Here is a 22,815-nt window from a genome sequence, read left to right as displayed (position 1 = left end):
TTATCGTCTAAATAACCTAGAGCTCTTTTTCTAAAACAGCAACATTGTTATTTTTAATTTTCTCTATTTGAGCATTTAGCTTTAAAACATCTTGGTATAACGTATTGAATTTGCGGACTTGAGCAGATTCATGAAACAAAATAAGTTTTCCTTGTCGCTGCCATTCATATTTTTTTAACAAATCAAACATCGCTTGAGCTTTCTCAATGATTTGCTGTTCTATAGCAAAAATATCTTGAGCTGGATCAACATGCAGATTCTTAGCGAGTTTTTGTTGTAGGCGTTGCTGTAACTCAGCATCTAGAGAAAGTTCTTTGGCATCAGCTAAAGCTTGAGATTGTATCTGCTGACGCTTTTTATCGTACTCTAATGATGCACGGCGAACATCGCTAAACATTTGCTCTGTTTCTTTATAGTTTGATTTACTATCACGCTCCAATCTTTCTACATCTAAAAATGCATCCCACTGCGCTGCTTTTAATTGACGTAAATAGTGATTACGCGCCTCAATATTCTCCTTCCAATAATTCAGTAGAAACTCCGACATCAACTGATAATCACCAGATAGCCGATCATCCTCAACCTCCAATTGTACGGGCGTTGACCAATCCTGTGCTTGGATATATAGCTCACGCATTTTTTCTGCCATCACGACATCAAACATTTTCTGATTTTGAATTGTTCGCTGTTTTGAATTATTTTGATAGATGAAAAATGCCCCTATACATACCACGATCACACCGAGAATCATTAAAATACGGCGCATAAAGCCTCCCTAGCTTCATTTTATTTTTTTGTTGTTAAAGTCAGTTTAATCAATAAGAAAACAATATATATAGTTTTTATTTCACTTCTCGTAACGGAGCATTACATTTTAATCGCTTTAAATTCAGCAACTACGCCCCTATTATCTCTTTTAACGATAATTGAAGAGAAATTTTATGCGCGTTGATATTTGGTCAGATGTAGTTTGTCCTTTCTGTTACATCGGAAAAAAGCGTCTTGAACATGTAGCTGAACAAGCAGGCATTGAGCTAGATATTCATTGGCATAGCTTTGAACTTGATCCTGACGCCCCTACAAAACACGAGGTTTCAAATACTGAACGTCTCGCGCAAAAGTATGGACGTAGTTATGCAGAGATGGAAGAAATGGAGCGTAATGTCGCCGCTATGGCAGCGACTGAAGGCATCGATTTCCAATGGCAAAAAGCCAACTCTGGGAATAGTTTTAACGCTCACCGTATCATTCATTTGGCACAAAGCAAAGGTTTAGGTAATGAAGCAAAAGAAGCTTTTTTCCATGCTTATATGACTGAAGGTTTGGCGATTGGTGAGCGAGAAGTTGTTGAGGAAATTGCTTCGCGTATTGGTTTAGACAATGCTGAAGTTGAATACGTGTTAGATTCAGATGAGTTAGCTGACTTTGTACGTCATGATGAAAAAATTGCACATGAGCAATTGAAGGTCACAGGCGTTCCTTTCTTTGTTTTTGATCAGAAACTTGCACTTTCGGGCGCACAGCCTCGAGAAATCTTTTTACAAGCACTTCAACAAGCACAAACCTCATCAGTAGAAAGCATTGAGCAGGACAACTCAGCTCAATGTAATGATGAATCTTGTGAAATCAAACATTAAGACATCATTCATCACATAGGTTTCGGTTCACCCCGAAACCTATGCGCTTCACGCATGTAAAAATCAATACAATTCCAATCATTATTGATCACAAATCAGGCATTTTTATTGCACTAAATAATATGAAACAAATCCTGTAATTACTTTGATCAAGTTTTTACTACAGGCTTTGTGATGAAGCTCACATAAAGAATTTAAATTTATAGATATCTTTGTGTATAGCCATCTAATTATCCGATTCTATCTTTTAATACGTAGCAGTTTTAAAGCTAAAAGTATGATCTAAATCTCGATTTAGCAAATTTAAATACAGAATTTGAATAACTTAGGCACTATAGATTTTACGCATTTTTCTTCTATAATCGTCATAAAGTGACAATCTTTTGTTATGGAAATGCAAGAGTTACAAGCTTTAATAAACGGTCAGATTCAACCAGAACAAATATGTGTAGAACAGCTTGTAGCATTGGCAAAACAGCACACTTTGGCAACCACGACTGAATAAAAATTGCTAGAAGATGCTGTCAATGTTGTACTTACTTATTATTTAAAACAGGCTCAAGCCTATCTCTAAGGAAATAAGCAATGGACGTATTAGAGAAAGCATTATTGGTTGATGAGCTCAAACATCTTATTGTTGGGCTTAATGATAATAAAGCTTCGCTTTTTGAAATTGCCAAATCAAAAAAAAGAATTAAAGACATTTGTGCATCATGTAATGACCCTCTTTTTCAAGAAGAATTAGCGCAGTTCAAACAATATATACAACAAGAAGAAGTCCCATCTGAGGAACTTGCTGCATATGGTTTTTCGATGACTTATTACGGCACATATAACTTCTCAGAAAAAATTGAGCATGCTTTATTTGCTGCTCCTGATATGGGATGGGCAACCTTACGCCAAGCTAATCATTGGCAAGTATGGGTGGTTCGCCCTGCTTTGTCATTTTTGAAAAGTCCGTGGATGGACTCAAGCAAAGAAGCTTTAGAATGGTTAACTAAACACGCTAAGCAATATGTCAAAACTGATGAGCAGCTAAAACAAATCATTCCAATCTTAGAACCAATCAGTGAAGCTGGGTTAGATTCAACAACAAAGGCAACTCAAACTGAAACCAAGGATGTGTTAACGGTGCTTAAAGAGAAAACTGCGAATTTCGATGCACAGCTTGAAGCGATTATTCAAGAAAAATTACAAACTGCACCACCAATTGCACCTTCGACACCATCAGTTGCGAGCAGACCAAAACCAAGTTTTAAATCCGCTTCTCGACCGACTGCGAATCTAGAAAAAATTAAACCTCTAAATACAGAATTTAATCTAGATGGTTTAGTTTGCCGACTTGAACGTGTAGATCCAAAAGTTTTTCCATCTTTGTATCATGTAGATCTACATGATGAGATTGATCAAAACATTAAAATTGATTGGTTATATTTAAAAGCTGAAAATGATGAACAGCCAATTTGGGAAACAGCTCAAATCTTTTTAGCTGAACAACTCTATGCACAAGGTCAATTTTCACATTATGTTGTCTTAATTGGTACACACAGCGTTGAATATGCAACGAGTGTTTTACAAACTTACACTGATCAACGCCATACGCGTACCAACTCCATACATCAGACACATTGGACGACCTTTAAACAGCACTATCATCAACATGAAACGTTGTTTAATGAATGCATCATGAATGGTCATACAGTTTGGCAACGTGATGAAGATGCTTATCCATATATTCCAGCATCATTTATCAATACACAGAAGTTCATTCCTTTTGATGAAACAGCGGCTAATTTCCTTACACCAATTATTCTGTTAAAAGAACGTCAAAAAATTCGTGTGATACATGGCTTAGAACGCATCAAACTTTCCTCTGAAGACCAAGCCTATCCATTCTTATTACTTGATCGTACAAATGGCTATACATGGCAATTGATTCGACAAGTGATTAGTAGTTTAGCTCAACCGATCTCAGTCCACGCCTTGTATGATGCTTTAGCTAAGGCGGACGTTTCAGCATAACAAAAATCTATCACAAGATTTATATAGCCACATTCATCTCAGAATGTGGCTTATTTTTTTAAAAGTTTATTTGTATAGCTCTCTGATAAATTGCTGTTTTTTGTGTCTAAATATTGATTTTAATAACGAAATAATAAAGAGTGAAAAGAAGAACAATATATAAGCTTAAATTATGAATACTTTTTTAAAAACGGTCCCTATCGCCCTTGTTCCAACACTTTTGGCTCTTCTATTCGGCGTAATAACTCAAGCCACTTACGCCACTGAAGAAATATCCGTTCAGGGTGAACAAGCTCATGCATCAGAGTCGGCAAATCTATTAAGTTATATACCTAAATGGGTCGATGCTACACCCACTATACTTCCTGAACAATCTGATGAACCTATCGTTCCACCAACTTCAGAAACAGAAGATAGAACCTGGATTGATCGCAAACAAAAAGATATTCGGAATTGGGCAGACCGAACTTCTGTCAAAATTGATGATTGGTTTGGAGATGTAGATCCAGAAAAGCCTGCTTCAGCTACCATTCGGGTCTTGGTTGATAATTATTGGAATAAATATGATCAATATGAGGTTAAACCTCGTATTCGTGGAAAAATCAAACTACCAACATTAGAAAAAAAATTCAGTGTGGTTTTTGGTGATGACTCCCTTGATGATGAGTTTGACAACAATGTTGCCAATACCAACACTCAACCGAATCAAGATCCTGATAAAAAATTTGATTCAAAACAAACTAGAGACAGTAATGGATCAATCGCATTACGTTGGTCAAATTTCTCCAAACGACTACCATTTGATACCGATGCAGATATCGGTATTCGCTCTGGTGATGATGTTTATTTACGTTTGAGAGCAAAAAAATATTGGGATTTAGATCATGACTTTAATTTCAATGCTGAACAAATCTATCGCTATGGCAGTAAAAGTGAAAACTATCTTCGAACAAATTTAGAACTGATTCACGCACGCCCAAACCAACCTTTTTTATCAAATCAACTCAGTTTGACCTATGCTGATACACAAGATGATGATCTACGATGGGACAACCGTACATTCCGCCAACACCAATTTTTCGCACACAATAGTTTTAAATACGGTATTTACACGGGTGGCTATTACGATAACAACGATTTACGTCTAAATAGTTGGGGACCTTTTGTATCTTGGCGACAACCTCTTTGGCGCGAATGGTTCTATGTACAAGGAGATCTCAATTATTTTAACGACCATCGTGAAGATCGAAGCCATTACGTCAGTACATTTGTTCGGTTTGAAAGTTTGTTTTGATGAAATTAACAGCGATCTTGTGGATAACTTTAAGTTTATCCATAGCAAAAAACCTCTAATCACTTAGAGGTTTTTTGCTATCAGATGAGATAAAACTACTTCAATAGTAGGCTATTGATTCGTTTTACATATGCTGCTGGATCTTCAGGTAAACCACCCTCCGCAATAACAGCCTGATCAAAAATCACATTCGCTAAGTCATCAAATTGCTCAGAACTTTCTAACTTTTTCACCAGTGGATGTTCAGGATTAATTTCAAGGGTAGGCTTAATCTCTGGAACTGCTTGTCCTGCTTGTTTAAGCATACGGACCAACTGAGGTGAAAGCTCACCCTCACTAGTGACTAAGCATGCTGGAGAATCCACTAAACGTGTAGTCACACGGACTTCTTTAGTTTTCTCTTTGAGTGAAGCACTCAAGCGATCGATGACAGGTTTAAACTGCTCAGCTGCCTCTTCAAGCGCTTTTTTCTCTTCAGCATCTTGTAAATCACCTAAGTCAACAGCACCCTTTGAAACATTCTGTAACGGCGTACCTTCGAACTCATGGACAAAATTCATCGCCCAATCATCAACACGATCTGCCATCAGCAATACTTCAATGCCTTTTTTCTTAAATACTTCAAGTTGAGGAGAGTTTTTAGCAGCATTCAAACTTTCAGCCGTCACATAATAAATAGCCTTTTGACCTTCTTTCATACGCGACTTGTAGTCAGCAAAAGACGTTACAACCTCATCATTAGTCGACGTTGCGTAACGCAATAATTTCAAAATGCGCTCACGATTACCAAAGTCTTCGCCTAGACCTTCTTTTAGTACAGATCCAAATTCCGCATAGAATTTTTTGAATTTCTCTTGATCTTTTTCATCTTCAGATTTAGCTAAACTATCTAATAAGGTTAATACACGGCGTGCATTCCCTTCACGAATAGTTTTAACATCACGGCTTTCTTGCAATAACTCTCGGCTGACGTTCAATGGCAAATCAGCACTATCCACAACACCTTGTACAAATCGTAAATAATTTGGAATCAAATTATCTGCTTCATCCATGATGAAAACACGTTTCACATATAGCTTAATGCCAGCTTTTGCTTCACGGGTAAATAAATCTTGTTTCGCTTGACTTGGGATATACAACAATTGTGTATATTCAGTACTTCCCTCAACTCGGTTATGTGCCCAAGCCAATGGTTCTGCAAAGTCGTGACTTAAATTTTTGTAAAACTCGATGTACTGCTCTTCAGTAATTTCACTCTTGCTACGTGTCCATAATGCACTCGCAGAGTTAATCACTTCCCATTCATCTGTTTTGACCATTTGACCACCTTTAGGCTCTTCGCCCTCAGCAGTCTCTTCCTCTTGCCAGACTTCTTTTTGCATTTCGATTGGCAAGCTAATATGGTCAGAATATTTATTAACGATTTGTTTTACTTTCCAAGATTCTAAATAATCCAGTGCATCATCACGTAGGTGCAAGATGATATCTGTACCGCGTGTTGCTTTATCAATGCTTTGAACCTCAAACTCACCTGTTCCACCACTAATCCAACGTACCGCTTCTGTTGAAGCTAAACCAGCACGACGAGATTCGACAGTGATTTTATCCGCAACAATAAAACCTGAATAAAAACCAACACCAAACTGACCGATCAATTGCGCATCTGCTTTCTGATCACCAGTCAGCTTAGACATAAAATCTTTTGTACCTGATTTTGCAATCGTACCTAAATTATCAATCGCTTCTTGTTGGCTTAGACCGATACCATTGTCTGAAATTGTAAGCGTTTTATTTTCTTTGTCTAAAGTCAGACGCACTCGTAAATTTGGATCATTTTCATAATATTCGGGATGATTAATTCCCTCAAAACGTAATTTATCACATGCATCTGATGCATTCGAAATGAGTTCACGTAAGAAAATTTCTGGGTTTGAATAGAGAGAATGCGTCACTAAATGCAATAACTGAGCAACTTCAGCTTGGAAACTATAATTTTGTGATGCTTGTTCACTCATAAATCACTCCTTATTTGTGAGGCTTATCAATTTGGAATGATCTATGAATGGTGTATAACTAAAATTTTTCAATCCTTAAAATGCAATTTTTTATCTAAATCACTCAAATTTACGTGAGCTAGAAAGGTCCCTGACTCAACACGCGATCTTGTAGGATACGATCAAGTTGTTGTTGTCTTTGTAAATATGCTTTACTCAAACATAATGTTTTCGCACCGCAACGATTACGCTGTTTCAACCATTGAAACTGCTTATCTTTTTCAGCATCACGCCCTCCCATTGGAAGAGCATGCAAGATAATTTGATAAGTTGTTGCCAACTTTACATCGGCATCATTTAATTCTCGTTGATTACAAATCTGATGTTCAACCGTTGATTTTGCTTGATGGCATGGAAAACTAGCAGCTTCCACAGATGAAATAAATAATGGAAACGAAATAAACCCAATACACCCTAATTTAAATTTCATATCAAATCACACATAAATATAGTGAATTCTATTTATCATACGAGCAGTTTTTTTATTTTTATGTAGGTTTTTAATATAAAAAAAGCCCCACATAATGTGAGGCTTGCACAACTAGATGACTTAGAATTTATAGCTATAACCGAGGGTATAGACCATTGGATTCAAGTCTAATTTAAATTTAGTACCATCAACTAATTTAACTTTAGGGCTAATGTCTGCATAACGTGCATCAAAGTACACACCCCAGTTTTTCGCATCAGCAGGTTGGAAATTGAAACCTAACTGACCTGCAACACCGTATGCATTTTTTACGTCGTCCGCCACGCCTTTTTCATGCCATGCAATAAATGCTGTACCACCGACACCAATATAAGGAGTGAAACGAGTTGAATTTTTAAAATTATATTTTGCTGTAATTGTTGGTGGTAATTGGCGCACACTTGCAACCTTTTCACCATTTAATAAAACATCGTGATTAATAGGATTAGCTAATAACACTTCAGCAGAAAACGGTGTATCACCAAAGAAATATTCAACTGACGGTGTAAATGCAAATTCATGATCCCCTTTTACCGTAGCACCAGGTGCAAGCGTTGTATCTGCTGTTGGGTCAATTAAACTCGCACCCACTTTAATTTGAAAACCTCCTGCAAATGCAGTTGAAGATAACCCCAATAATGCGACCACTAAAACTTTCTTTAACATTTAAATAACCTCATTTAAAAAATTATGTTCTTGTCCAATATAATAAACACCAGTTCACATTATTATACAATAGAGATAAAATCCGACTATTTTAATTATTCATCTAATCCATTGAATAACAAAAAAATATAATTGTTAAAATATGTAATGCGACTTTAATTCAAACCATTTAAGTCAAGATAAATACCTATAAAACCTAGCTATTTTGTCAGAATTAACCACTAATAAAGATAGATAAATTTATTTAAAAAATAGAATTTAATTCTACTTAAAAATAATAAATCCACAATTTTTAATATAAAGTCATCATTATTAAAATAGAATAAAAAAGAGACGAAAAATATCAAATGATTATTTTAAAATCAGTTAACCAAGATATTAAATAAATAAAATACGTAATTTAATTCACAAAAAATAAGGCCCTTAATCAGGACCTTTATTTAGAAAGATTATTATAGAATCATGGCTGCAATCCAGCCAAAGATCAAAAGAGGAATATTAAAATGAATAAATGTTGGAACGACCGTATCCCAAATATGATCATGTTGACCGTCCACACCTAAACCAGCCGTTGGTCCCAAAGTTGAATCCGATGCTGGAGATCCTGCATCTCCCAAAGCTGCGGCTGTACCGATCAATGCAATCGTCGCCAATGGTGAAAATCCAAATTGCACACACAATGGTACATAAATAACAGCCAATACAGGCACACTTGAAAAAGATGATCCAATCCCAATCGTAACAAATAAGCCGATAAATAACATCAGAAATGCAGCTAATGCATGATTATCACCAATGATATTGACCACACCATTTACCAATTGATTAATATCGCCTGTATGCGTCATGACTGATGCAAATCCAGCAGCAGAAATCATGATGAAGCCTACCAATGCCATCATCCGCATGCCTTGCACAAAAACATCATCCGCATCTTGCCATTTAAAAATTCCAGAAGCGGATAGCACAGCAAATCCAACCAATCCACCTAGAATCATAGAACCAGAATACAGTTGTGCAACCAGAGTCAGTACAATTGCAAGCAAAGCCATAAACATGGTTTTCTTAGAAATTGTCGGTACATTTTCTGCTTCATGTCGAAGCTCTTCAGCATCGGCTTTGAGATCATGCTCAACTTGAGATGTTGTTGTACGCAATGGTTTATCTAAATCAATAGTTTTTACCGTTGTGATTGTACGATCTACATATTCTCGTGGCTTACGGTAACTCACAAACACTGCCACAAGCGTACCAAGAACCATTCCTAAAACAGGAATAGCCATTCCAATCGGCATCATACTGCGTTCGACATGCAAACCATACGCTGCACCAATTTTGTTAATATTTCCCATCAAAATCTGTTCAAGGAAAATCGCACCAAAACCAACAGGCAGGAAAATATATGTTCCCACTAAACCAAGCGTTAGCACACATGCTGCCGCACGACGATCCAATTTTAGATGGTTCATGACTTTCAGCAATGGAGGTACCAGTACAGGGATAAAGGCGATATGAACTGGGATTAAGTTTTGCGAAAAGATTGCTGCAATTAACAAAATGGTTAATAAAAGATACTTCACCTTTTTTTCTTGATTTTTACTTGCTTCAAAGCCCAGTAAACCAATCAATTTATGCGCAAGTAAGTCAGGTAAACCTGATTTAGAAAGTGCTAAAGCAAACGCACCTAATACTGCATACGCTAAGGCAACTTCAGCACCATCACCTAAACCAGCATTAAATGCTTCCACAGTTTGGGAAAGACTCAAACCTGCAACTAAACCACCAACAATGGCTGAAATCACTAAAGTGAGAACAACAGAAACTCGTGCCAGTGACAGTATAAACATCACGGCAATCGCGATTACGACAGCATTCATGAAAAAAGTAGGAGCAAAAGAAAGGCGACATTCTAGCAGATTCATTGAGATGAAGCTGAAAATATCGCCGAATAAAGTGCGTAAATCTTATGTGATTTTTATTGTTAAATATCGTTCAATCTTAAGCAGCCTGACGCTGAATAAAACCACGAATAAGTTCAGCAATTTTCTCAGGTTGGCTGATGACAGCCCAATGATTCGCATCAAGTTCAGTATATTCGAACTTTTCAACCCACTTCGGCATAGACTCAGTAATATATTCTGGACTAACAAATGCATCATGACGCAATACAATTGCTTGTACTGGGCATTGCGCATAACGTTGGCGTGGTTGAGTTAAAGAAGGAATAAAGTTTGCACGATATAAGTTAATTCCGTATTTACCATCTGCAACAATATTTGCATTTAATGGTAAATCTTGTTTTTTCTCTAATCCATTCAAGATTTTGCCCCATTTTTCTGGACTGAAGAAAGTCCAAACTGTAGGTGCAATGAGTGGTAAATGGAATGCACCGATATACCATGATTTTGTCAGCATTTTCAGAACATTTGCTGGTGCTGATTTAAACTTTTCACGCAAATATAAAGAAGCATGATCTAAGCAAGGCCCAGAGATCGTTGTATAAGACAACAAACGACCTTTAAGTTTAGGCTCAGTTGCCGATTCCCAAGATTGTAATGAACCCCAATCATGGGCTGCCATATGAAAATTACGATTTGCTAAAACTTGATCTACCACTTCTTGTAAATCTAATGACAAACGCGGTAGACGATAGTCTTTGATACGTTTTGGAATAGAAGATAAACCTGCACCACGCACATCATAAGTTACAATAAAATAATCATTGACAAGCTTTTCAATAATTGGCTCCCAAACTTCCTGATTATCTGGATAACCATGTACTAAAACCAATGGTGTTTTTTTCTCATCGCCCCATGTCTTCACACACAGTGTTTGCTGATCAGAAGTTGTGACAGTTTTTACTTGTGGTTGCATAATTTTTCCCATTTTGTTTTCAAGTGGCTTGGTCAACTAAACAGCCATTGCCAGCGATACAATAAAAATGATACTTATGGAGTATGAATAGAGGTATCAGAAAAAAAATTGACCATGAAAAACTTTTTCAAAAAAATTCGAACCATTCCAGCCGTTTCAAAATTTATGATCAATCATTACTCACCTTATCGCGGTGCAGGAATAGCAATTGAAACGATTGACCTCGACAATTATTTCATTCGAATCAAAATGCCGCTTACACGAAAAAATCGAAATATTGTTGGAACACATTTTGGTGGCAGTTTGTATTCCATGGTTGATCCCTTTTATATGCTTATTTTGATACATCATTTGGGAAACAAATACATTGTGTGGGATAAAAGTGCTGCAATCAATTTTTTATCACCAGGTCGAAGCACTGTTTATGCTGATATTCGGATCAGCCCAGAAGAAATTAGCGAAATTAAACGATTAGCTGAAAATCACGAACCTGTACTTCGATCATATACTTTAAATATTGTGGATGAAGCTGGTACTCGGATCGCAGAAGTCGAGAAAACCTTATACATTCGTAGAAAAAAGGCTAAAGCTACTACTTAATCTATACAGCTAGATAAAAAATGCCTGAGAGGAATCACAGGCATTTTTTATTACGAAATTAGAGATTATTTCTTTTCTTGGATGGCAGCACCTGCACCACCACCGATCGCACCACCTATTGCAGCACCAGAATCACCACCTAATAACGCTTTACCTACAACTGAACCAATACCTGCTCCAATAGCACTACTTGTAGTCGTACGGCTACTACCACCTTGGGTATTTGCCCCTACACCAGCACCAGCTGCTGCACCTACACCCGCCCCTAGACCACCACCAACATGGTTACCAACACCACCACCTACTGCACCACCCAAGGCTGCTGCACCTATACGCTGGTCTGATGCACTCATATTTTGACAACCTGTAAACATAACCGTTGATATGACTAAAGCAGAAACAACACCAATTGTTTTTTTCATGACGGATACTCTCCTGTTCTGTATGTTAAAAATAATAATCTTCTTTTATGTGGACTTTGATCATGTTATGTAATTTGAGTTAGCTAATGCTTTAATATTTGTAAATTTAAACTCAATCTTAAACCAATAAAAAAAGCACCCGAAGGTGCTTTTTTTGAATCAACTCATAATTAGAATTGATCTGAATTTAACGCTTGGCTAAACGCTTGATCAACTTCACTGAAATCATTGTGAAGTTCAAACTCAGCAGCTTCCGCTTCTTGACGACGACGTTCTAGGTGATACGCAAGACCTGTACCAGCAGGAATCAAACGACCAACAACAACGTTTTCTTTCAAGCCACGTAAATCATCTTCTTTACCTGTTACAGCAGCTTCAGTTAACACACGTGTTGTTTCCTGGAACGATGCAGCAGAGATGAACGAGTCAGTAGAAAGCGACGCTTTGGTAATACCCATCAATTGACGTTCAAACTTCGCAGGGAACTTGTTCTGAGCCAAGACAGCTTGGTTCTCTTGAACAACACGGATGTAATCCACTTGTTCGCCTTTAATAAAGCTTGTATCGCCACCATCAGTGATTTCAACTTTACGCAACATTTGACGTACGACGACTTCAATGTGCTTATCGTTGATTTTTACACCTTGGAGACGGTAAACGTCTTGAACTTCGTTCACGATGTAGTTTGTTAAAGCAACTTCGCCTTTCAAACGTAAGATGTCATGTGGGTTTTGTGGACCATCAGAAATGGTTTCACCACGGTTCACATGCTCACCCTCGAACACGTTGATTTGACGCCATTTAGGAATCAACTCTTCGTAGATCTCCGAACCATCATCAGGTGTGATCACTAAACGGTTCTTACCTTTGGTCTCTTTACCAAAGCTTACGATACCAGACACTTCTGCCAAAATCGCATGCTCTTTTGGTTTACGTGCTTCAAACAAGTCTGCAACGCGTGGAAGACCACCGGTAATATCACGAGTACGCGAAGATTCTTGTGGTACACGACCGATTACATCACCCACACCAATCGTTTCGCCATCACGGACAGTCACGATTGTATTTTGTGGCAAGAAGTAGAACTGTTCGCCGCCATCTGTTGTATCCAACACGATCGCAGGACGTAAATCTTTACCAGACGCAGGACGTGCTGTTACTGGCAAGATTTCAACAGTCGTCATACCTGTTGCATCATCAGTCTTAGAGGTTGCAGTTACACCATCAGCGATTTGGCTGAAACGTGCTTTACCCGCAACTTCTGTAACAAGTGGATGTGTATGTGGATCCCAAGTCGCTACGATACCGCCAGCTTCTACAGTCTCACCATCTTTCAACAAAATGCTGGCACCGTAAGGAAGTTTATAACGCTCGCGCTCACGACCTAAGTCATCCGCAATACCAATTTCACCTGAACGAGAAACTGACACTAAGTGACCTTTGGCATGTTGTACAGTTTTCACATTGTGGAAACGTACAGTACCTTTGTTACGTACTTGAACGCTGTTCGCAGCAGAAGTTCGGCTCGCAGCACCACCCACGTGAAACGTACGCATCGTTAACTGTGTACCAGGTTCACCAATTGACTGAGCAGCCATTACACCCACTGATTCACCTGGATTCACCAAGTGACCACGTGCAAGGTCACGACCATAACAACGAGCACACACACCGAATGTAGATTCACATGCAATTACTGAGCGTACTTTAACTTCATCGACACCCGCTTCTTCAAGCTGAGCTGCGATTTTCTCGTCAATTAACGTACCACGAGGTAATACAACTTCATCATCAGATGCACGACGTACATCTTCAGCAGTTACACGACCTAATACGCGGTCACGTAATGGCTCGATGACATCACCACCCTGAATGAATGGAGTCATCACTAGACCACCACTTGTACCACAATCTGGCTCAGTAATTACTAAGTCTTGTGCCACGTCTACAAGACGACGAGTCAAGTAACCAGAGTTCGCAGTTTTCAATGCAGTATCGGCCAAACCTTTACGCGCACCGTGTGTTGAAATGAAGTACTGAAGTACTGTCAAACCTTCACGGAAGTTTGCTTTAATCGGTGTCTCAATGATCGAGCCATCTGGCTTCGCCATCAAACCACGCATACCCGCTAACTGACGAATCTGAGCTGCCGAACCACGGGCACCCGAGTCAGACATCATGTAGATACTGTTGAATGATTTCTGCTTCTCGTCTTCACCTTGCTTGTTTTTAACAAGTGTGTAAGACAAGTTATCCATCATTGCTTTCGCAACCTGGTCATTGGTACGTGCCCAAATATCGACCACTTTGTTATAGCGCTCACCCGCAGTTACAAAACCTTGCTCAAACTGTTGTTCGATTTCACGAACTTCTGTTTCAGCTTTGTCAATAATGACTTGTTTCGTTGGTGGGATCAGCATGTCTTCCATACCAACAGATACACCTGAGCGCGTCGCTTGACGGAAGCCCAAATACATCAATTGGTCAGCGAAGATAACAGTATCTTTCAAACCAAGCTTACGGTAGCAAGAGTTGATTAACTTAGAGATGTTCTTTTTAGTCATCTCAAGGTTGATCATATCAAAGCTTAAACCTTGTGGAACAACTTCCCAAAGTAAGCAACGACCTGGAGTTGTATCAACGATGATCGTTTGCTGTTCACGTTCACCATTTTCATTAATCACAGTTTGGTGTACACGTACTTTTACACGTGCGTGAATCGCTACTTTACCCGTTGCCAATGCGCGGTTTACTTCGTGAGTATCCGCAAACACCATGCCTTCACCCTTGGCATTTACTGCATCACGTGTGATGTAGTAAAGACCCAATACAACGTCCTGAGAAGGAACGATGATTGGCTCACCGTTGGCTGGCGACAAGATGTTGTTTGTTGACATCATCAATGCACGAGCTTCAAGCTGCGCTTCCAATGTCAATGGAACATGTACCGCCATTTGGTCACCATCGAAGTCGGCGTTAAACGCAGCACATACGAGTGGGTGAAGACGGATCGCCTTACCTTCAATCAGAATCGGTTCAAATGCTTGAAGACCTAAACGGTGAAGTGTTGGCGCACGGTTCAACATCACTGGATGTTGACGAATTACAGAAGCAAGAACGTCCCAAACTTCTGGAGTCTCACGCTCAACCATTTTCTTCGCAGCTTTAATGGTTGTTGCTTGACCAGATGCTTGTAGTTTCGCGAAAATAAATGGTTTGAATAATTCAAGCGCCATTTTCTTCGGAAGACCACATTGGTGAAGACGTAAAGTAGGACCTACGGTAATTACCGAACGACCAGAATAGTCAACACGTTTACCAAGTAAGTTTTGACGGAAACGACCTTGTTTACCTTTGATCATATCAGCCAAAGATTTCAATGGACGTTTGTTCGAACCTGTAATCGCACGACCACGACGACCGTTATCAAGCAATGCATCAACAGACTCTTGTAACATACGTTTTTCGTTACGTACGATAATGTCTGGTGCAGCAAGATCAAGAAGACGTTTCAAACGGTTGTTACGGTTGATCACACGACGATATAGATCGTTTAAGTCTGAAGTCGCGAAACGACCACCTTCAAGTGGTACAAGCGGGCGTAAGTCTGGTGGAAGTACTGGAAGTACATTCATCACCATCCATTCAGGCTTATTGTTTGATTCTTTGAATGCTTCCATCAACTTCAAACGTTTAGACGCTTTTTTAAGTTTCGTCTCTGAAGTCGTTTGTGGAATCTCTTCACGTAAACGAGCAATTTCAGCTTCAAGATCGATGTCTTTCAACAAGTCTTGAACAGCTTCTGCACCCATTTTCGCTGTGAATTCATCACCGTGCTCTTCAAGTGCATTGTAGTATTCTTCATCCGTTAAAAGTTGATACTTTTCAAACGGAGTCATACCAGGATCAGTAACGACATAAGATTCGAAATATAATACGCGCTCGATATCACGTAATGTCATATCAAGAAGTAAACCAATACGGCTCGGTAATGATTTCAAGAACCAAATGTGTGCAACTGGAGAAGCAAGTTCAATGTGACCCATACGTTCACGACGAACTTTAGCAGTCGTTACTTCAACGCCACATTTTTCACAAATGACGCCTTTATATTTCATACGCTTGTATTTACCACACAAGCATTCGTAATCTTTTACTGGACCAAAGATTTTGGCACAGAACAAACCGTCACGTTCAGGTTTAAAAGTACGGTAGTTAATGGTTTCAGGCTTTTTAACTTCACCGTGAGACCATGACTTAATCATCTCTGGTGACGCAAGACCAATACGGATACGGTCAAATTCAATCGGTGCATGACCTTCTGAATCCGTTTTCTTACGCATGATATCGAGCAAGTCTTTCAATTTTTTTCTCCGTGTGTCAGGAAGCTAGGCTTACCTGACTGGGTCACAAATATTGTTTTTTTAACTGAACAACCCTCCCTCAACCCCTCCTTTTCTCAGGAGGGAAGCCCCCACCCTTTTCGAGTGGAAACTAGGAGAATTAATGGCTAATTAGTCACCATTTTTCAGTTCAATGTTGATACCTAAAGAACGGATCTCTTTGGTCAATACGTTGAACGATTCAGGCATACCCGGATCCATATAATGGTTTCCATCTACAATGTTCTTATAGATGCGTGTACGACCTTCGACGTCATCCGACTTCACAGTGAGCATTTCTTGGAGGGTATATGCTGCACCATATGCTTCAAGTGCCCATACTTCCATCTCACCGAAACGCTGACCACCGAATTGTGCTTTACCACCAAGCGGTTGTTGTGTCACAAGTGAGTAAGAACCAGTTGAACGTGCATGCATCTTGTCGTCAACCAAGTGGTTCAACTTAAGCATATACATGTAACCGACAGTTACTGGACGATCAAACTGCTCACCTGTACGTCCATCAAACAAGATCTGTTGACCAGAACGTGGTAACTCTGCAAGTTCAAGTAACTCTTTGATTTGTGACTCTTCAGCACCATCAAATACTGGAGTTGCCAAAGGCACACCAGCACGTAAATTACCTGAAAGTTTCAAGATCTCTTCATCAGTCAGTGTGTCAAGCTGTTCTTGCTCACCACCCACTTTATTATAAATCTTGTCAAGGAATGAACGTAACTCGGCAATTGTACGTTGTTGTTTGAGCATTTTATCAATCTGCTCACCCAAACCTTTTGCTGCCATACCTAAGTGAGTTTCAAGAATCTGACCCACGTTCATACGCGATGGTACACCGAGTGGGTTCAATACGATATCAACTGGCACACCATTGGCATCATGTGGCATGTCTTCAACTGGTAAGATGTTTGATACAACACCCTTGTTACCGTGACGACCCGCCATCTTATCACCAGGTTGGATACGACGTTTAACTGCTAGGTAAACCTTAACAACTTTCAATACACCAGTTGTTAACTCATCACCTGTAGAAAGTTTACGTTTCTTCTCAGCAAATTTTTCATCAATTTCATGGCTCTTTTCTTTCAAGAACACTTGAATTTGAGTTAAACGCTCAGCAATTGCTTCATCTGTTGGTTGGATTTCAAGTAGATCAACTAACTCTAGACCAGACAACATATCTTCTGAAAGCTTCTCACCACGTTTAGTCGAACCACCACCGTTAGATTCTTGACCTTTCAACAAACGAACAATACGCTCACGTGCTGCTTCTTCGAAGATTTTGTATTCTTCTTTCAAGTCTTTACGGTATGCATCAAGCTGAGCTTTCTCAATTGCTTGCGCACGTTCATCTTTTTCTAAACCATCACGTGTGAAGACTTGAACGTCAATCACTGTACCTTTAGTGCCTGACGGAACACGTAAAGATGAATCTTTTACGTCAGCCGCTTTTTCACCAAAGATTGCACGAAGTAGTTTTTCTTCAGGTGTTAACTGAGTTTCACCTTTAGGTGTTACCTTACCAACAAGAATATCACCTGCAGTAACTTCAGCACCGATATAAACAATACCTGACTCATCAAGTTTAGACAGTGCAGCTTCACCGACGTTAGGAATATCAGCAGTAATTTCTTCTGCACCTAACTTAGTATCACGCGCTACACATGACAATTCTTGAATATGAATCGACGTTAAACGGTCTTCTTGAAGCACACGCTCAGAAAGTAAGATTGAGTCTTCATAGTTATAACCGTTCCATGTCATGAACGCGACGCGCATGTTTTGACCTAGCGCAAGTTCACCCATGTCAGTCGATGGACCGTCAGCCAAAATATCGCCACGAGCAACTTTGTCGCCCAAGTTTACGATGACATTTTGGTTAATACATGTATTTTGGTTTGAACGTGTATATTTGATCAGGTTGTAAATATCTACACCTGCTTCACCTGCAATCATTTCATCTTCGTTCACACGAATAACGATACGAGATGCATCAACATATTCAATTACACCACCACGACCCGCGATCACACATACACCTGAGTCGCGTGCTACGTTTGCTTCCATACCCGTACCGACAAGTGGTTTGTCAGCACGAAGTGTAGGAACAGCCTGACGTTGCATGTTCGAACCCATCAATGCACGGTTTGCGTCATCGTGTTCAAGGAATGGAATTAATGACGCTGCAACAGAAACAACCTGCTGTGCAGAAACGTCCATATGTGTTACGCGCTCAGGCGACATACGTACGAATTCACCTTGATGACGTACAGAAACCATTTCTTCAGTCAAGTTGCCATCTTTATCCACTGCTGAGTCGGCTTGTGCAATGACAGTGCCTACTTCTTCAATTGCAGATAAATATTCAACTTCATCTGTCACACGACCGTCTACAACCTTACGGTATGGTGTTTCCAAGAAACCGAAGTCATTCGCTTTAGCATAGACAGAAAGCGAGTTGATCAAACCAATGTTTGGACCTTCAGGTGTTTCAATTGGACAAACACGACCATAGTGAGTTTGATGTACGTCACGCACTTCGAAGCCTGCGCGTTCACGTGTCAAACCACCAGGACCAAGCGCAGACACACGACGTTTATGTGTAATCTCAGATAATGGGTTGTTTTGGTCCATGAACTGAGATAACTGGCTTGAACCAAAGAATTCTTTGATTGCCGCAGCAACTGGTTTCGCGTTGATTAAATCTTGTGGAGACAAGTTATCAGTTTCAGCTTGGCTTAAACGCTCTTTCACAGCACGTTCAACACGAACCAAACCAACACGGAATTGGTTTTCTGTCATTTCACCAACAGAACGTACGCGACGGTTACCCAAGTGATCGATATCGTCGACTTCACCTTTACCATTGCGGATCTCCACCAATGTACGAAGTACATCAATGATATCGTCATGCGATAAAATACCTTCAACTTCACGTGACTTCTGATCAGTACCCACTTCGTAAGGACGACCCAAACGACGGTTAAACTTCATACGACCTACTGGAGAAAGGTCATAACGTTCAGAAGAGAAGAATAAGTTATTAAATAAGTTCTCTGCTGCTTCTTTTGTCGGTGGTTCACCTGGACGCATTACTTTATAGATTTCAACAAGCGCTTCTTCACGACCTGTTGTTGTATCTGCACGTAATGTATCTGCAATGAACGAACCACGATCGATGTCATTAGTGAATAGGATGTTAAATTGTTTAACACCACCTTCAGCCAATTTCACCATAATTTCATGGCTAAGTACGGTATTTGCAGGAATCACATCACCACTTTTCAGTGTGATATCTTCAGCTGTAATACGTTCATATAAATATTCATCAGGTACAGAAAGCTTAGCTAAGTTAGCTGCTTCCATTTGGCGTACATGACGTGCATTAATACGCTTACCTTGTTCAACGATTGCTTTACCATCATTGTCCAAGATATCAAATTGCGCCATTTCACCACGTAAGCGATCTGGAACGAGGTCAATTTGATAGCTACCCATATCAAGATATACAGGTACTTTTTCATAGAACAAATTCAAGATTTGTTCATTGCTATAATTTAAAGCACGTAAGATCACAGTCGCCAACAATTTACGACGACGGTCAATACGTACGAAAACTAAATCTTTTGCATCGAATTCAAAATCTAACCATGAACCACGGTAAGGAATGATACGTGCTGAATACAACACTTTACCGCTTGAGTGTGTTTTACCCTTATCATGATCAAAGAATACGCCTGGTGAACGGTGTAATTGAGATACGATTACACGTTCAGTACCGTTAATAACGAAAGTACCGTTGTCGGTCATGAGCGGCATTTCGCCCATGTACACTTCTTGTTCACGAACATCTTTGATTGATTTCGTTTCGCGATCTTTAATGATCAAACGAATTTTTACACGCATTGGTGCCGCATAAGTCGAACCACGTAAAATACATTCACGCACGTCAAACTCGGGTTTACCAAGGCTATACTCAACAAATTCTAAAGCAGCATTGCCAGAATAACTTTCAATAGGAAAAACTGAACGAAATGCGGCTTGGAGACCGATATCTTCGCGATTTTTTGGAGTTTTACCACCTTGTAAGAATGTACGATACGAATCGACCTGAATCGAAAGTAAGTACGGTGCTTCCATTACGTGGGGCAATTTACCAAAATTCTTACGGATCCGTTTCTTTTCGGTATATGAGTATGCCATCTGGAGTCCTCGGAAAGTAAACTAAGCCCGCCTGCAGAACGGGCCTAGAAGGAATTACGCAGGCCGATATGGCCACCACTGTTTACAAATGCTGCAATTTTTAGTGGTATCAAAACGCTTAACAATATTTTTATAAGCAAAAAAATATTGGTAAGCATTTGATTTTATTTGTTTTCTATAAAAATCTGCACGAAATATGCAAAACTAACAAAAAACGAGCCGGTTATTGTAACGCAAAAAGGCTGATGACCCAAGAGCCATCAGCCATTTTTTGGAGCCGATTATAAAAAAATCGACTCCCTACAGAATTACTTAAGTGTAACTGTAGCACCAGCTTCTTCAAGCTTCTTCTTAAGCTCTTCGCCTTCTTCTTTAGAAACAGCTTCTTTAAGAACAGCTGGAGCGCCTTCAACAAGGTCTTTAGCTTCTTTAAGACCAAGACCAGTAGCTTCACGAACTGCTTTAATTACAGCAACTTTGTTAGCACCGAAAGAAGTCAACTCAACGTTGAATTCAGTTTGTTCTTCAGCAGCAGCAGCGCCAGCGCCTGGAGCAGCAGCAACAGCTACAGCAGCAGCAGATACGTTAAATTTTTCTTCGAAAGCAGAAATTAATTCAACAAGTTCAAGAACTGTTTTTTCAGCAACTGCGTTTAAGATTTCTTCGTTTGTTAAAGCCATGAGAATAACTCCAAATGGATATTGAATGGTGTGAAAATAGAATTAAGCTGCTTCTGACTCGTTTTTCTCTTTGAGCGCTGTAATGAGGCGACCCAATTTCGAAATAGGAGCTTGAAGAACAGACGCGAGCATAGTAAGCGCTTTTTCTTGGTTCGGAAGGTTTGCAATCACGCTAACGTCAGCACCTTGATAAACCTTGCCATCAAATGCAGCAGCTTTAAGTTCAAATGCTTTGTTAGTTTTCGCAAATTCTTCGAACAAGCGTGCAGCTGCACCCATGTCATCTTCAGAAGTAGAGAAACCGAGAATGGTTGGGCCAACAAGGTTGTCATTTAAGATATCGAATTGAGTACCTTCTAATGCGCGCTTAGCCAAAGTGTTACGAACGATACGAGTCGTCACACCTAACTTACGAGCTTCAACACGAAGTGTTGTTAATTGCTCTACGCTTGAACCTTGATAGTTAGCCACAACAACAGAAAACGCTTTCGAAGCAACTTCGCTTACTTCTGCAACGATCTGTTTTTTGCCTTCGATAAGAAGAGCCATTGTAAAACCTCCTAACGGTGATTTATGCATCTATAAAGATGCACTCCCAATTCGTAAGCCTTTCGACTTACACGTGGAGGAGGAACAAATCACACCACCACGTCTACTCAGGCTGGTAGATTAAGAAAAATGTTCAAAAACACTTCTCACCTGAGGTCTTTGACGCTGATAAATATTCATTTATCAATTCAAAGTTTGCTCAAACTCTTTTAAAAAAAGAGTCTGAGGCTTTAAAATTCTGTCTAATTACTTAGAAACGTTGTTTACGTCAACAGTAAGACCTGGGCCCATAGTAGAGCTTAAAGTGATCTTCTTAACGTATACACCTTTAGAAGTAGCAGGCTTTAATTTTTTCAAGTCTGCAATTAAAGTTTCAACGTTTTGACGTACAGCTTCTTCGCTAAAGCCAAGCTGACCAATCGCAGCGTGGATGATACCCGCTTTGTCAACACGGTAACGTGCTTGACCAGATTTAGCATTTTTAACTGCGTTAGCAACGTCTGGAGTAACCGTACCCACTTTCGGGTTTGGCATTAAACCACGTGGACCAAGAATAGTACCAAGCTTACCAACAACGCGCATTGCATCAGGAGCAGCAATTACTACGTCAAAATCAAGGTTTCCACCTTGAATGCTTTCAGCAAGATCATCAAAACCAACGATATCAGCGCCAGCAGCTTTCGCAGCTTCAGCAGCAGCACCTTGAGCAAATACTGCAACACGTACAGTTTTACCTGTACCTGCTGGTAAAGTAGTCGCACCACGAACAACCTGATCAGATTTACGTGGATCTACGCCAAGGTTTACAGCGATATCTAAAGATTCTTTGAACTTCGCAGCTGGAAGGCTGTTAAGAACTTGTACTGCTTCTTCCAAAGTATAAACTTTGTTTGCTTCTACAGCAGCAGCAATGGCTTTTTGACGTTTAGTTAACTTTGCCATGTC

At 39.6% G+C, this 22,815-nt stretch carries 16 protein-coding genes and 1 pseudogene; 5 read left to right on the top strand and 12 right to left on the bottom strand.

Annotated elements, in window-relative coordinates:
* Positions 1-16: 16 nt before the first annotated feature.
* The gene (locus R2H34_RS01830; protein WP_005403559.1) at positions 17-766 is read right to left on the bottom strand and encodes a hypothetical protein; all 750 of its coding nucleotides are present in this window, start codon (positions 764-766) and stop codon (positions 17-19) included.
* Positions 767-941: 175 nt separating this feature from the next.
* On the opposite strand from R2H34_RS01830, the gene R2H34_RS01825 reads away from it, so the two are divergent.
* The 4 genes and pseudogenes from R2H34_RS01825 to R2H34_RS01810 all read left to right on the top strand — a co-directional run bounded on the left by R2H34_RS01825 (position 942) and on the right by R2H34_RS01810 (position 4,953).
* Entirely contained in the window at positions 942-1,637 is a 696-nt protein-coding gene (locus R2H34_RS01825) for a DsbA family oxidoreductase (protein ID WP_136695458.1), read from the top strand.
* 388 nt (positions 1,638-2,025) lie between these two features.
* Positions 2,026-2,211, top strand: a pseudogene (locus R2H34_RS01820) (hypothetical protein).
* A gap of 11 nt (positions 2,212-2,222) precedes the next feature.
* Positions 2,223-3,659: a hypothetical protein gene (locus R2H34_RS01815; protein WP_318342390.1), complete on the top strand. Its 1,437-nt coding sequence runs from the start codon at positions 2,223-2,225 to the stop codon at positions 3,657-3,659.
* Between the two features lie 172 nt (positions 3,660-3,831).
* Positions 3,832-4,953 (top strand): hypothetical protein, encoded by a 1,122-nt coding sequence (locus R2H34_RS01810; protein WP_318342389.1) that lies wholly within the window; start codon positions 3,832-3,834, stop codon positions 4,951-4,953.
* A gap of 95 nt (positions 4,954-5,048) precedes the next feature.
* On the opposite strand, the gene htpG is transcribed toward R2H34_RS01810, so the two are convergent.
* From htpG to R2H34_RS01785, 5 genes are all read right to left on the bottom strand, one after another.
* Complete coding sequence (htpG, locus tag R2H34_RS01805; RefSeq protein WP_004916915.1) at positions 5,049-6,968, bottom strand: molecular chaperone HtpG; 1,920 nt, start codon at positions 6,966-6,968, stop codon at positions 5,049-5,051.
* Between the two features lie 118 nt (positions 6,969-7,086).
* Positions 7,087-7,437, bottom strand: coding sequence for a lysozyme inhibitor LprI family protein (locus tag R2H34_RS01800; RefSeq protein ID WP_087539719.1), 351 nt, complete (start codon positions 7,435-7,437; stop codon positions 7,087-7,089).
* A 120-nt stretch (positions 7,438-7,557) separates the two neighbouring features.
* The gene (locus R2H34_RS01795; protein WP_004916920.1) at positions 7,558-8,142 is read right to left on the bottom strand and encodes an OmpW/AlkL family protein; all 585 of its coding nucleotides are present in this window, start codon (positions 8,140-8,142) and stop codon (positions 7,558-7,560) included.
* 452 nt (positions 8,143-8,594) lie between these two features.
* Positions 8,595-10,019 (bottom strand): Na+/H+ antiporter family protein, encoded by a 1,425-nt coding sequence (locus R2H34_RS01790; RefSeq protein WP_026057408.1) that lies wholly within the window; start codon positions 10,017-10,019, stop codon positions 8,595-8,597.
* 121 nt (positions 10,020-10,140) lie between these two features.
* The gene (locus R2H34_RS01785) at positions 10,141-11,016 is read right to left on the bottom strand and encodes an alpha/beta fold hydrolase (protein WP_318342388.1); all 876 of its coding nucleotides are present in this window, start codon (positions 11,014-11,016) and stop codon (positions 10,141-10,143) included.
* Positions 11,017-11,130: 114 nt separating this feature from the next.
* Between R2H34_RS01785 and R2H34_RS01780 the strand changes: the two genes are divergently transcribed.
* A complete protein-coding gene (locus tag R2H34_RS01780) occupies positions 11,131-11,616 on the top strand; it encodes a DUF4442 domain-containing protein (RefSeq protein ID WP_087539717.1) in 486 nt (161 codons plus the stop codon).
* A 65-nt stretch (positions 11,617-11,681) separates the two neighbouring features.
* Here the strand turns inward: R2H34_RS01780 and R2H34_RS01775 are convergent, their stop codons facing one another.
* From R2H34_RS01775 to rplA, 6 genes are all read right to left on the bottom strand, one after another.
* On the bottom strand, positions 11,682-12,038 hold the full coding sequence (locus R2H34_RS01775) for a hypothetical protein (RefSeq protein ID WP_004916926.1): 357 nt from the start codon (positions 12,036-12,038) through the stop codon (positions 11,682-11,684).
* 170 nt (positions 12,039-12,208) lie between these two features.
* Positions 12,209-16,402, bottom strand: coding sequence for a DNA-directed RNA polymerase subunit beta' (gene rpoC, locus R2H34_RS01770; RefSeq protein ID WP_075696854.1), 4,194 nt, complete (start codon positions 16,400-16,402; stop codon positions 12,209-12,211).
* A 150-nt stretch (positions 16,403-16,552) separates the two neighbouring features.
* A complete protein-coding gene (gene rpoB, locus R2H34_RS01765; protein ID WP_087539712.1) occupies positions 16,553-20,641 on the bottom strand; it encodes a DNA-directed RNA polymerase subunit beta in 4,089 nt (1,362 codons plus the stop codon).
* Positions 20,642-20,949: 308 nt separating this feature from the next.
* Positions 20,950-21,321, bottom strand: a complete 372-nt coding sequence (rplL, locus tag R2H34_RS01760; RefSeq protein WP_004916934.1) for a 50S ribosomal protein L7/L12 — start codon at positions 21,319-21,321, stop codon at positions 20,950-20,952.
* Between the two features lie 42 nt (positions 21,322-21,363).
* On the bottom strand, positions 21,364-21,870 hold the full coding sequence (gene rplJ, locus R2H34_RS01755; RefSeq protein WP_004916937.1) for a 50S ribosomal protein L10: 507 nt from the start codon (positions 21,868-21,870) through the stop codon (positions 21,364-21,366).
* A gap of 246 nt (positions 21,871-22,116) precedes the next feature.
* Positions 22,117-22,812, bottom strand: a complete 696-nt coding sequence (gene rplA / locus R2H34_RS01750) for a 50S ribosomal protein L1 (RefSeq protein WP_004916940.1) — start codon at positions 22,810-22,812, stop codon at positions 22,117-22,119.
* Positions 22,813-22,815 lie beyond the last annotated feature (3 nt).

The sequence above is a fragment of the Acinetobacter sp. 16 genome (assembly GCF_033439925.1).
GTDB lineage: Bacteria > Pseudomonadota > Gammaproteobacteria > Pseudomonadales > Moraxellaceae > Acinetobacter > Acinetobacter junii.
Note: the sequence above shows the minus strand (reverse complement) of the source record. Positions and strands in the feature narration are given on the sequence as shown.